General features: G+C 47.4%; 12 protein-coding genes and 1 pseudogene. 9 read left to right on the forward strand and 4 right to left on the reverse strand.

What is annotated here, in order from left to right; genetic code table 11:
• The first annotated feature begins 26 nt into the window (after nt 1-26).
• Nucleotides 27-1,037 carry a carbohydrate ABC transporter permease gene (locus G3352_RS06200; RefSeq protein ID WP_163755022.1) on the forward strand — a complete coding sequence of 337 codons (1,011 nt, stop codon included), beginning with the start codon at nt 27-29 and terminating at the stop codon, nt 1,035-1,037.
• A 91-nt stretch (nt 1,038-1,128) separates the two neighbouring features.
• Entirely contained in the window at nt 1,129-2,091 is a 963-nt protein-coding gene (locus G3352_RS06205; RefSeq protein ID WP_163755024.1) for a glycosyl hydrolase, read from the forward strand.
• 267 nt (nt 2,092-2,358) lie between these two features.
• On the opposite strand, the gene G3352_RS06210 is transcribed toward G3352_RS06205, so the two are convergent.
• The gene (locus tag G3352_RS06210; RefSeq protein WP_163755026.1) at nt 2,359-2,676 is read right to left on the reverse strand and encodes a SunI/YnzG family protein; all 318 of its coding nucleotides are present in this window, start codon (nt 2,674-2,676) and stop codon (nt 2,359-2,361) included.
• Nucleotides 2,677-2,922: 246 nt separating this feature from the next.
• Here G3352_RS06210 and G3352_RS06215 point away from each other — a divergent pair, with 246 nt between their 5' ends.
• Entirely contained in the window at nt 2,923-3,468 is a 546-nt protein-coding gene (locus G3352_RS06215) for a hypothetical protein (protein ID WP_163755028.1), read from the forward strand.
• A 347-nt stretch (nt 3,469-3,815) separates the two neighbouring features.
• Nucleotides 3,816-4,649: pseudogene (locus tag G3352_RS06220) on the forward strand (formylglycine-generating enzyme family protein); the annotation flags it as partial.
• Nucleotides 4,650-4,685: 36 nt separating this feature from the next.
• Here G3352_RS06220 and G3352_RS06225 read toward each other — a convergent pair.
• The 3 genes from G3352_RS06225 to G3352_RS06235 all read right to left on the reverse strand — a co-directional run bounded on the left by G3352_RS06225 (nt 4,686) and on the right by G3352_RS06235 (nt 7,258).
• Entirely contained in the window at nt 4,686-5,792 is a 1,107-nt protein-coding gene (locus tag G3352_RS06225) for an MFS transporter (protein ID WP_163755033.1), read from the reverse strand.
• An 88-nt stretch (nt 5,793-5,880) separates the two neighbouring features.
• A complete protein-coding gene (locus tag G3352_RS06230; RefSeq protein ID WP_163755035.1) occupies nt 5,881-6,411 on the reverse strand; it encodes a TetR/AcrR family transcriptional regulator in 531 nt (176 codons plus the stop codon).
• A gap of 76 nt (nt 6,412-6,487) precedes the next feature.
• Nucleotides 6,488-7,258 carry a DeoR/GlpR family DNA-binding transcription regulator gene (locus tag G3352_RS06235; RefSeq protein ID WP_163755037.1) on the reverse strand — a complete coding sequence of 257 codons (771 nt, stop codon included), beginning with the start codon at nt 7,256-7,258 and terminating at the stop codon, nt 6,488-6,490.
• A 262-nt stretch (nt 7,259-7,520) separates the two neighbouring features.
• Between G3352_RS06235 and G3352_RS06240 the strand changes: the two genes are divergently transcribed.
• From G3352_RS06240 to G3352_RS06260, 5 genes are all read left to right on the forward strand, one after another.
• Nucleotides 7,521-8,486, forward strand: coding sequence for a metallophosphoesterase family protein (locus G3352_RS06240; RefSeq protein ID WP_345940731.1), 966 nt, complete (start codon nt 7,521-7,523; stop codon nt 8,484-8,486).
• Nucleotides 8,487-8,528: 42 nt separating this feature from the next.
• Complete coding sequence (locus G3352_RS06245; protein ID WP_205524730.1) at nt 8,529-9,386, forward strand: DMT family transporter; 858 nt, start codon at nt 8,529-8,531, stop codon at nt 9,384-9,386.
• Nucleotides 9,387-9,464: 78 nt separating this feature from the next.
• Nucleotides 9,465-10,346, forward strand: coding sequence for a family 43 glycosylhydrolase (locus G3352_RS06250; protein WP_163755060.1), 882 nt, complete (start codon nt 9,465-9,467; stop codon nt 10,344-10,346).
• Nucleotides 10,347-10,599: 253 nt separating this feature from the next.
• Nucleotides 10,600-11,151, forward strand: a complete 552-nt coding sequence (locus G3352_RS06255; RefSeq protein ID WP_345940732.1) for a nucleotidyltransferase family protein — start codon at nt 10,600-10,602, stop codon at nt 11,149-11,151.
• A 52-nt stretch (nt 11,152-11,203) separates the two neighbouring features.
• Nucleotides 11,204-11,935, forward strand: a complete 732-nt coding sequence (locus tag G3352_RS06260) for a YdcF family protein (RefSeq protein ID WP_163755042.1) — start codon at nt 11,204-11,206, stop codon at nt 11,933-11,935.
• Nucleotides 11,936-12,038: the final 103 nt, after the last annotated feature.

Below are 12,038 nucleotides of genomic sequence, written 5' to 3' on the forward strand. Positions count from 1 at the left end.
ACGAACGTTGAAGGAGGCATGAGACTATGGCTGTGTCGGGAACGGATCGTATGGTGGTGGTTCCGAAAGAGAACTACCGCATGCAGAGGGTACGAAACAAGACATCGGACCTCCTGTATTCTATATTCAGATATGCACTGGTTATCGGCATTTCATTTATTATTTTGTATCCGTTATTTCTTAAAATCTCGGTTGCGTTCAAGGATAAACAGGATATCTATAATCCGACCATCTATATGATTCCCCAGCATTTTACGCTGGATAATATCAAGCTTGCGGCGCAGGTGATGGATTATTTGCCTTTGCTGGCGAATACGCTGTTGTTCGTAACAATTACAACGCTGCTCACAGCGATATCCTGTGCATTAGCCGGGTACGGCTTCGCCCGCTTTTCTTTTCCCGGCAGCAATGTGCTGTTTGTATTGGTCATCCTCACTATTTTGGTGCCAACAAGCACCCTGATGGTGCCGATGTATCTGCATTTCCGCAACTTTGACATCCTCGGAATGGTTCATCTGTTCACGGGACGAGAGGGGATCAACCTGCTGAATACATACTGGCCGTCCATGATTACTGCGGCAACGGCTGGTGGGCTGAAGGCGGGGCTGTTCATTTATATTTTCCGCCAGTTCTTCAAGGGCATGCCCAAGGAAATTGAAGAAGCTGCACTGATTGATGGAGCAGGCGGATTTCGGACATTTGCCCGAATTATGCTGCCGAACGCCATTTCACCGCTGATCACAGTCATTCTGTTCTCGTTTGTCTGGCAGTACAACGATACGTTCTATTCCGCGCTATTCATGAGTGAAAGCCCGCTTATCTCGCTGAAGGTGGCTTCATTGCCTGCCCAGGCGAACCAGTTAATTCCCCAATTGATGGGTTTTGGCTCGAACTCGGGCATGAAGGCAGACCCGAATTATGTTGCCATGATCGTGGATACAGGCATTCTGCTGGCGATTGCACCGCTCATTATTTTGTATTTGTTTGTACAACGCTATTTCGTCGAGAGTATTGAACGTTCAGGTGTAGTTGGTTAACCGGGTTTGGAGTAGTCGTATAGGATGCGTAATTCGGGTGTTTTTGATATTTGGGTCTCGATGTGCCCTGCATGGGAATGGGGGATTATCAATGACGGAGCAAAAGATAAGCAGTAATTTAGTGAATAAAGATGCGACTTCCGAGGCTAGAGAACTTATGAAGTATTTGGCGGAGCGTTATGGAAAAGGGGTACTGTCAGGTCAGCAGGATTACGGAAATCTGAACTGGATTAATGAGAATACAGGCCGCAAGCCGGCGGTAATTGGATTCGATCTCATGGATTATTCTCCATCAAGGACAGAACGCGGCGCGATCTCTCAGGAGATTCGGGATGCGATTGCATGGCACCGGCAAGGCGGAATTGTGACATTGTGTTGGCACTGGAATGCACCTACACATCTGATAGATGAACCAGGCAAGGAATGGTGGCGCGGTTTCTATACGGATGCCACCACCTACGATCTCGCTTCAGCATTGGCTCATCCTGAATCGCAAGAGTATACCTTATTGATCCGGGATATCGATGCAATTGCAGTACATCTGCAAGAACTCAAGGAAGCTGGGGTGCCTGTGTTATTCCGGCCGCTTCATGAAGCGGAAGGAGGCTGGTTCTGGTGGGGAGCCAAAGGACCTGAACCTGCCAAACAGTTATACCGCCTAATGTATGATCAATTGGTCAACAAGTATGAGCTGGATAATCTGATCTGGGTGTGGAACTCGGAAAAGCTAGAGTGGTATCCGGGTGACGATGTGGTGGATATTGTGAGTGTGGATGTGTATCCAGAAGCAGGCGATCACAGCCCACTAGCTGAACGTTATGAGAATCTGCGTCAACTGGTGAATGACAGCAAAATCATTGCCTTAGCTGAGAACGGCTCCATTCCTGATCCAAAGCAGATGAAAGAGCAAGGTGTGCATTGGAGCTGGTTTTGTACCTGGACGGGAGAATTCCTAAAGGGTGGTAACCATAATACCGTGGCGTATTTGAGAGAAGTATATAGTAGTGAAGAAGTAATTACGCTGGATCAATTACCGAAGTGGAGTTGGAGATAGGGCTATCATTTGGACTGCTACTAACGTTAAAAAAAGGGGGTGTCCCATAAGTCATAAACATGACGGTGGACGCCCCTTGTTCGCGTTAATTTGGCCTAACGAACCTGACACATGTTATTCGCTCTCATTTACACTGTTCTGAGATGTAACGAATCCCAGAGACGTTATTTTATCAATGGGGTCGCTTTTTAGGCTCTGACGCTGTGTTTGCACCGAAATAACGTCACTGAAGTTCGTTAAAATTGGCCTGCTTTGAGAGTCAGACTTTTAAGGTGCGCTAGATTCGTTAGCACGTTGCAAGTTTGACGCATTCCGCTCACCTGAATTATTGGATAGCATGGCACTGATTTTTGGAAATAAAGTCTCACTGGAAGTAAACAGGATGTAGGGTTGATTGATTGTACGGATTAGAATTGTTTCGGAAGCGCCATACGCTGCGCCGATTCGAACGGCTGAAGGCTCACTTCCACCATATGTATCATCAAGGGTAACTGCTTTAATATCCGAGATGGGAATTTCTATTTTGGAAAGCTGCCAACGGATGATGAGTTGATTCTCTACTTGCTGTACTTTGATGCCTAACATACACACAACCTCCCTTTAAGCCTGTTGAAGATAAATGCCCTTTTATTAGTTTATCACTGATTGGACGGAGAGTGCTGGATCATTCTGGAAAAGCGAAGCAGCGATCGGAAGAGGGTACTGTAATTGAAATGGCATAGTGTACCAGAGGAAATGGTTTGCTACAGTTATTTCCATACATGTTGGCATGATGTACACTATGACTAACGAAAATGGGGGACGAAGAGATGTGCATGGAGGTGGTGCCATATGACAGATCTGAACGCGTATCATTATTTTGAAAAAAGGGTTGGACCATTCCGCAATCTTTCCAGTCTTTCCGAGCAGGATGCAGAAGCCGTTGCGCAGCATATCCGGCAGGAAGGCCGGAATTTTGCCAGTCAGCGATCAGCAGATTACATGATGATTCGAAGAGAACTTGAGCGAAAAGCGTACGAGCAGTTTATCTCCAAAGGTGGGAAACCGACCAACCGTTATCCTCACTATATGACGCTGGGTGCATGCACATGGTTGGAATCTTGGTATACCGAACCGGATTGGGTCACGATCTCATGGGAGGATCTGCCTGATGATTCCGTAAGTTTTACCTACGGCGATTTGTTTCCAACGATGCGTTATATGGATGATAAACCCTACTGTAAGCAGGTCTACACGAAAGATGAAATACTGGACATTATTCAATCCTATGGCTGGCCTCAGGAATGGAATCAACAGGGTGATCTCGGACCGGAGCGTTATATCGAAGTACAGGTTTGGAACGAGAGCATCATCAGACCATATCGTCAACGTTATTGACATGCGAAACAGCTAAGGATATTGGCAAATACACTGTTCAAAAAATGGGTGAAGGAATGACAAAACCACCGTATCCGAATATTCGTCCTGCCGTGTACAATAAGGAGAACAAGTCTTAAACCTAACCATAGAAGGGGATGCTTGAGATGCATGATCGGCTGCCAAAGAAACCTTCTTCCTGCTGCTGTGCTGCAAGTCGGGGCGGCAATCTGGAGGAAAAGAGTCTGCCAGAGGAAACAGCTGCATCGGTAGAAACTGTTGAGGACAAGCCATCCAGTCATACCGTTCATACAGCTGGTTTCAAGATAGCTCTAACCAATAGAGCAGAGAAGAAAGAAAGCATTCGTATTGAAGGTGGACGTTTCCTGATGGGTACGAATAACCCCGAAGCTTTTGAAGCAGACGGGGAAGGCCCCGTCAGAGAAATTCAGGTGAACACCTTTTATCTGGATGCCTGTACGGTAACCAATGCGGAATTTGCACAGTTTGTAAGTGAGACTGAATATCAGACTGAGGCGGAGCGGTATGGCTGGTCTTTTGTTTTTCATCTGTTCGTTTCTCCGCAAACGGCGGCTCAAGTTCGAACAGTGGTTCAACAGACGCCATGGTGGTGGGTTGTTGAAGGTGCAGACTGGGCTCATCCTGAAGGACCCGATTCTAATATAAAAGATCGTTCTGATCATCCGGTTCTTCATATCTCATGGAATGATGCCAATGCGTATTGCCGCTGGGCGGGTAAACGTCTGCCCACAGAAGCCGAATGGGAGTACGCAGCCCGTGGTGGCCTGATTCAGAAAAAATATCCTTGGGGTGATACGTTAAGGCCGGATGGACAGCACTATTGCAACATTTGGCAGGGGGTATTTCCGGCGAAAAATAATGCAGCCGACGGTTATGCAGGCACCGCTCCATCTCAATCGTTTCCTCCCAATGCATACGGACTTTATAATATGTCAGGCAATGTATGGGAGTGGTGCGAAGACAACTACGTTACGGATCATGAGAAGGCTGCGGCTGCTGACACGGAATTATCTCCTCATGAAGATCGCAAGGTGTTAAAAGGCGGTTCCTACCTATGCCACCGTTCCTACTGCAATCGCTACAGAGTGGCGGCGAGAATCCCCAACACGCCTGATACATCTACTGGGCATATTGGTTTCAGATGCGCAGCGGATGTATAGTATGTTGGTTTGCTTGTTTGTAGAATAAGGCTCGGTCTATTTCACCCGAATGAGTAATCCAAACAGACCCAGTACAGCAAAGGCCAGAAATGCTGTAGTGTTGGAGAACATCTCAATGGTGTAACCCGCTATCGATGAACCTATGAACTGCCCCGCACCAAGCGCGAGAAAAGCAAGGCTGATCCCAATGGACGTATTTGGACGGAATAGCCTGGTCGCCCACACGATGAATACACTGGTCAGGAAAATATAGGTACTGCCAAACATAACGGCTGAGACCAGACTGGCGGCCATCGATGGAAGAAGGATAACGCCAAGTGAAACAGACAACAGCAGAAGGGCTATCCGATAGGACCATCCAATTCCGATGCGTTCAATAATCCGGCCAGCACACCCGCCGAGAATCCCCATAATCCCCATTACAATCCAGAACAGTACGGCTTCCGAATCGGAGGCCCCTTTTTCGTCTGTGAGGAAGTTACGGGCAAAGGTCCAATAGATCGCAGAACTGATACCTGTCAGAAGGGAAGCCATGAGCAGAGCCACACCGGGTCTGGTCGGCTTCATGCATGCCCAGAGGGACTTAGTACAAGGCTCTGTTTTGCGTGTGGAGAGAACGCGACTGTTCCACAGCACCACCACAATACCGAGAACAGCGAAGAAGATGTAGGTCAAACGCCAATACTCGGTGAATAGCAAGTAAATCGGACCGGATACGATAATGCCAAAGCTGGTACCTGTGTTAATCCAGCTATTCCCTCTGGCTTGCTGATCAGGCGCAAGCTCAGCATAGACGGTGTTACCCAATGCAGGAGAGGCCAAGCCTGTACTTAATCCGGCAAGAAATACGCCGAGTGTGAGAACAAACGCGTTTGGAGATAAGCCAATGCCCAATAAACCGAGCACAGCACTAACACCCGCTATTTGAATGACATGATAGTGCCCGATGCGATTAATTAACAGTGGAGCACTAAGTAGAGACAGGCAGTACGCAATGTAGGTTGCGGAATTAATTGCTCCGGATTGGGCATCGTCCAGTTGGAGTGCTTCCGAAATTTCCGGCATAAACAACCCATAGCTGAATCTCCCGAATGCATAACATACAGCGATAAGGGCAATCCCTGGGAAAATAATTTTTTTCATCAAATCCACCGCCTTTTAGATAGAACGATCATTATATTTTCTTTGAAATAAAAAAGTGAGTTGAACTACTAACTCACCCGGTGTGGGACTACTTGAAACTATTTTGCGTCATGTCAATGAGTTCCCGGCATACGCTATTTACCTTTTCTGTCTCAGCGAGTGCAGTAGAACCCTCCAGCAGCAGGTTAAATTGCAGCACTGCACGATCACTTGCGGCAGGATCAAGATTTTTGATCAAGGTCATCACATGTTTCTTATGCGCGTTGACAGTTTGTACAATGACGTTGTCTGGATCTCCGCCAAATTCCTCCTTAGCACGCAAAAACAAACATCCTCTCGACTCATGCTCCATCAACCAGCGTGCATGTCCTTCCGCCAGATTGAGGAATATGGGCTGCGCTTTGTTGTCGGCATACTGCCGCAACTGTTCCAGATAGCGCTGTTCGCGCCGCCGAAGTACTTCAACAATGAGATCATCCTTGGAGTTGAAGTGATTATATAACGTCATGATGGCGATCCCGGCATCTGTGATGATTCGCTTCAAGCCGATAGAATGAAAGCCGTGCAGGTAGAATAATTCCTCAGCCACGTTCAACAGCATTTCCTTTTTGCTGCTCATAAGGAGTAATACGCTCCCTTCAGAATAAGATAGAACGATCATTATACTTCTAAAATATAGAAAATGGCTCACATTGTCAAATGCTGTGAACCATTTCGATTTCCATTTGGTGAAGAGCATCTATCCATTCTGTGGGACATCCAGAATCTGTGATCACCATGGATATTTGATTTATAGGCGCAATCTGGGCGAAGGTGGAACGTCCAAACTTGGTATGATCAGCTACCAAAATGGCTTCCTCCGCACGCTCCATCATTTTGCGGGATATGAGTGCCTCTTCCAGCACATAATCTGTGATCCCATCCGTTAACGAGACGCCGCCTGCTGAGATGAACGCCTTGTTGACTTTGAATTGACTGAGTAATTCATGAGCAATGGGTCCAGTAGAGGCTTGTATGACCGGGGTGACTTCTCCTCCGGCGAAAATGATTTTGCCTGCAAACTCCTCCAGTGCACAGGTAAGAATGGGGACGGAGTTGGTTATGACGGTCACCTGAGAACGATGTCGCAACTGCCGCATGATCTCTAGCGTTGTTGTACCGTTGTCCAGCATTACGGTCTCTCCATCCTCAATCAGAGAGGCAGCTGCCACGCCAATGGCCTGCTTTTCGTTCAGTTGAAGCTGCGCACGCTTTTGAAAAGGAGCTTCGATCATGCCTGAGCGTACACGTACAGCACCTCCGTATACTTTGCGCAATTCGCCTTCCTTTTCAAGTCGGTCGAGATCCCGCCGAATCGTCTCCGTGGATACCTGGAACAGATCCGCCAGAACCTGTACCTGAACCTTGCCCTGGGTCGCAAGTTGGATAAGGATGGTGTGTCTGCGTTCTTCATACGTTAAAGACATGTTTGTGCCTCCTGAAGTTTCGATTCTAAGTTCTATTTATTTTAGAGTTGTGAGGTAGTGTGGATTGTTGTTGTTTTAATAGTTTATGTTGGAGAGAAGACCTTGTCAATTTTGAAATGGATATAGGGAGTATATTCTGTTCTTAATATGTATTGACAGCAATATGATGTGACGATAAGATCATATAAAACAACGTAAAACCACAACAAACAACATTTAAAACTTTAGTCCATAGTACATGGATCAACAGGGAGGAAAAAGGGTGAAACGTCAGCTTGCTTTTCAAAAAAATGGAACATTCAAAATCGTGCAATTTACAGATCTACACTGGAAGGATGGGCGACCTGAAGATCTTCGGACCGGGCAATTAATGAAGACGGTCATTGAAGCGGAACAACCCGATCTGGTTGTCTTTACAGGCGACGTCATTTACACGGGACCGGTTGATCCTGGCAATAAGGAATGTGAACACCCGGAGCAGGCATTCCGGGATTCTGTGTCTGTAGTGGAAGAGCGTGGTATTCCGTGGGCTTTTGTATATGGCAACCATGATACAGAGAATCGGATTACCCCCGATGGATTAATGGATGTGATTCAGGAGCATGCGCATAATGTTACGGAACCTGGGCCGCGTGAGATTGCGGGACTAGGCAATTACACACTGGAGATTGCCGGAGCGGATGGCCGTCCGGCAGCAGTGTTGTATTTACTCGATTCGGGGAACTATTCCCAGTTCGAGTCCATTCCAGGTTATGGGTGGATTCAGCCCAATCAGATCCAGTGGCTGATGTCTGAATCCACACGCGTTAATCCCGGCCGCAGTCGCGGGGAGAAGCTCCCAGCCTTGGCGTTTTTCCATATCCCGATTCCTGAATATCAGTCCATGTGGGACACACAGACCTGTTACGGCAGCAAATACGAACCTATCTGCTCTGCCCAAGTGAACTCGGGTCTGTTCTCTGCACTGCTGGAGATGGGCGATGTGATGGGGACCTTTTGCGGACATGATCATGTGAATGATTTTCAGGGAACTTACCACGGCATTCGTCTCTGCTACGGGCGTTCAAGTGGGCACAGTACATATGGAAGGGAAGGTATGCTGCGCGGAGGACGGGTTATTCAATTGCAGGCGGGACAACGCAGCTTTGATACCTGGCTTCGTCTGGAAGACGGATCGGTCGTGAAGGAACAGCCAGAACATCAACCTGAGAGCACTTCGGCACATTAGAGAATATAGAAGAGCAAGGCATTAGAGAGGAACGTTTTGATTATGATTTTACCTATAGTTCTGGTGCTCGCTTCCGGGATGGCTCACGCTGTCTGGAGTATGTTCACCAAACGCAGTTTAAACAAAAGTGTGTTTTTATGGTCCATCATGATGATTCCAACCGTAATACTGCTGCCTGTGCTTATTGTGGAATTGGTACGGGAACCTTTATCCATGCCAGCCTATGCACTACTTGTGTTATCAATGGCGCTGCAAGCCTTGTATTCCTGGCTACTATCGCAGACGTATGAATTGGGCGATTTGTCGCAGATTTATCCGATTATGCGGGGAACGAGCACCTTGTTGGTGCCATTGATCGGTGTTGCTTTTCTGGGGGAAACGTTGTCCATGTTCGGCTGGGTCGGTATTGCCTGCATGATTGTAGGATTTACGGTGCTGAGTGGTGTGGGAAGCAGAGTTGGCAAATCTGGCTCAAGTGTAACAGGATCAAAGCCGGTTCTGATGGCCTTATGTGTCGGGTTATGTACAACCAGTTATGTGTTCGTGGACAAATTGAATCTAGAGCATATTTCACCCCTGTCGTTACTTGAAGTGACGAACATTGGCTTTGTTGCCGGCTTGACTCCGGCGCTGCTCGCTTCCCGCCAACTGCGTCAGGAGTGGAAGAAGAACCGATCAACTATTATGCTGGGAGCGCTGCTGAATCCAGGCTCGTACTTGTTGTTTCTGTTCGCATTGCAGCAGGCGCCAATGGCCAGACTGGGCCCGCTTCGGGAAGTAGGGACAGTATTTGCCGCCTTCCTCGGTATTTTGTTACTGAAAGAACAGCAGGGGAAGAAGCGTATTCTTTGTTCCATCGTTATTTTTGGCGGCATATTGCTGATTGGCATGTGGGGTTAATGGAATTCCAGTATTTGGAGATATGGTGTATACTCATGGTTAATGAACCGCTTTCAAGAGGAGGATGAACCGTTGAACGTGCACCGTTTGGAAGATATTCATTTTCGTGATCCCTACATACTGGCAATACCATCGCGCAAGAAATATTATTTATACGGCTCTATCGGGCAAAATGTGTGGAACGGCCCAGCCATCGGTTTTGATGTCTATGAGAGTGAAGACCTGATCCATTGGAGCGGTCCTTCCCCCTGCTTCCGTGCACCTGCGGACTTCTGGTCCGATCACCACTATTGGGCTCCGGAAGTCTATGAATGGGAAGGTCGCTTTTATATGTTTGCCAGCTTCAAGGCAGAAGGTGTTCCGCGGGTAACAGGTGTATTGGTTGCTGATCAGCCGGAAGGGCCTTTTGAATTGTGGTGCCGTTCCCTGACGCCTCCCGATTGGGAATGCCTGGACGGTACATTGTATGTGGACGATCAGGGTGATCCGTGGATGATCTTTTGCAAGGAATGGGTGCAGGTGGAGGATGGTGAGATGTACGCGGTACGTCTGAAACCGGATCTGAAAGGAACGATAGGCAAGCCTGATCTGTTATTCAAAGCTTCCGAAGCGCAATGGTCTGTCGGAGGTGGAGAACAGCGAAACCGTTATGTCACGGATGGTCCGTTTCTATATCGGATGCAAAATGATGAACTCGTCATGATGTGGTCCACATCCGGTCAAGACTGTTATACACTGGGGCTGGCCCGCTCGGTGTCCGGTAAACCGCAAGGACCATGGAAGCAGGATGACAAGCCGTTGTTCGCCAATAATGGAGGACATGGGATGCTGTTTCGAACGTTCGAAGGACAACTGTGCCTCACCATTCACGCCCCGAACAGTCATCCGAATGAACGACCCGTTATTTTCCGTATGCAGGAGAAGCAAGGGCAACTGACGCTTATGGATAATCCAACGTAAAATGCATATCACGTATTCGGGAAAGGCAATGGCCTAATCGCTTATTCAATCTTCTTCAATTATTCCCCTCAGAGTAAAGGATCTTAAGGAACATCTGTTCAGATGAGCCTAGGATGACTGCCTGAGGGGATTTGTTTATTTTATCGCAGGTACTCAAACATGATATATTGGAAGGAGCAGCGTGTCGGTAATGTAAAAGCGAGCAATGATAGCTCTATAATGAAATGGACAGAGTGACGGGGAGAGACGTTATATGCTGCATGAGGAAAAGTTGATTCGGGCGATAACGGAGCATGAACAATTAATGCACGACCTGCGACGGGTTCGCAATCTTGATCTGCCTCAGTGTTACATAGGTGCGGGGTATATTCGCAATTATATCTGGGATGTGCTTCATGGCTATCCTCTTCGCGAGTTGCATAGCGACATTGATGTGGTTTATTACGATACGGAAGACATGCGTGAGGTGAGGGACTTGCTGCTTGAACAAGGGCTTCGCGAGCAAACAGGCAATTCCAAGTGGTCGGTTAAAAATCAGGCGAGGATGCATCTGCGCAATGGAAACGAGCCCTATCATTCCACAGAAGATGCCCTTCGATATTGGCCAGAAATCGTCACAGCCATAGGTGTACAGTTGAATAAACAGGATCAGGTACGTATCTGTGCCCCGCATGGGCTGGAGGATCTGTATGGGTTAATCGTACGCCAAAGTCCGTTTTTCTCGGATGCAGGCTACTATAATCATCGTGTTGAGAAGAAATGCTGGCAACAACAGTGGCCCAAGCTCACGATCATAAAATCCTGAATCAAGGGCATGTGACGGAAGTGAAGGCCCGAGAAGGAGTGTTACTGGATTTATGAAAAAGTTTATACGAGAAAAAGGCCTGATCCTTGATCTTATTTTCATTGCATGTTTTGTGTTCTTTCTTGTTTTCTGGGGCTGGAACTTCGCAGTGAAGTTTTTTGGCATGATTACTGTAGCCTTTATTGTGTTAAGGCGGATTGATTATCAAAAACATATTCTGCTGAAACGCATTCTGCTTACCGGCTTCGGGATTGCTGCAGTTTCATTTGTTATTATCGAAGCCCTTGTGTTTACTCAGCTTAACGCGAATGATCCGGAGGAAGCGGACTATATCATTATTCTCGGATCAGGCATCAAAGGAACAGAATTGTCATTGACCTTGAAACAAAGGCTGGATGCCAGTCTGGACTATATCCGCAGTTATCCGCAGACACCAGTGATTGTATCCGGCGGGCAGGGTCCGGGGGAATCCATTCCTGAAGCACTGGCCATGAAAAACTACCTTGTTGATCAGGGGATCAGCCCCACACAAGTCATTATGGAAGATCGATCGACGAGCACCCAGGAGAATATGGCTTTTTCCAAAAAAATCATTGATGCATCCGGGCTGGAGCATCCCAAGATCATGATTGTCACAAGTGATTATCATATGTTCAGATCCAAGTACCTGGCCGCCAAGAACGGTTACGCTGCCGAATACGGCATCTCCGCTCCTTCACCGGGTTATCTGAAACCGATCAATATGATACGGGAGTATTTTGCATCGGTTAAAGCATTTATTTAATGGATAATGCGCGAATTCAGAAATGGATTACAATCCTCAAGATATCTCAGATCAAAAAAAGGCAACGATCAACTGGGACTGAACCCCTTTTGTGAGACAGGGA

The organism is Paenibacillus sp. ALJ109b (assembly GCF_010747435.1).
Taxonomy (GTDB): domain Bacteria; phylum Bacillota; class Bacilli; order Paenibacillales; family Paenibacillaceae; genus Paenibacillus; species Paenibacillus taichungensis.

Excerpts from the sequence above, each read along its gene's own strand:
- G3352_RS06200 (WP_163755022.1), top strand. The coding sequence starts at position 27 with ATGGCTGTGTCGGGAACGGATCGTATGGTGGTGGTTCCGAAAGAGAAC.
- G3352_RS06205 (WP_163755024.1), top strand. The coding sequence starts at position 1,129 with ATGACGGAGCAAAAGATAAGCAGTAATTTAGTGAATAAAGATGCGACT.
- G3352_RS06210 (WP_163755026.1), bottom strand. The coding sequence starts at position 2,676 with ATGTTAGGCATCAAAGTACAGCAAGTAGAGAATCAACTCATCATCCGT.
- G3352_RS06215 (WP_163755028.1), top strand. The coding sequence starts at position 2,923 with ATGACAGATCTGAACGCGTATCATTATTTTGAAAAAAGGGTTGGACCA.
- G3352_RS06225 (WP_163755033.1), bottom strand. The coding sequence starts at position 5,792 with ATGAAAAAAATTATTTTCCCAGGGATTGCCCTTATCGCTGTATGTTAT.
- G3352_RS06230 (WP_163755035.1), bottom strand. The coding sequence starts at position 6,411 with ATGAGCAGCAAAAAGGAAATGCTGTTGAACGTGGCTGAGGAATTATTC.
- G3352_RS06235 (WP_163755037.1), bottom strand. The coding sequence starts at position 7,258 with ATGTCTTTAACGTATGAAGAACGCAGACACACCATCCTTATCCAACTT.
- G3352_RS06245 (WP_205524730.1), top strand. The coding sequence starts at position 8,529 with ATGATTTTACCTATAGTTCTGGTGCTCGCTTCCGGGATGGCTCACGCT.
- G3352_RS06255 (WP_345940732.1), top strand. The coding sequence starts at position 10,600 with ATGCTGCATGAGGAAAAGTTGATTCGGGCGATAACGGAGCATGAACAA.
- G3352_RS06260 (WP_163755042.1), top strand. The coding sequence starts at position 11,204 with ATGAAAAAGTTTATACGAGAAAAAGGCCTGATCCTTGATCTTATTTTC.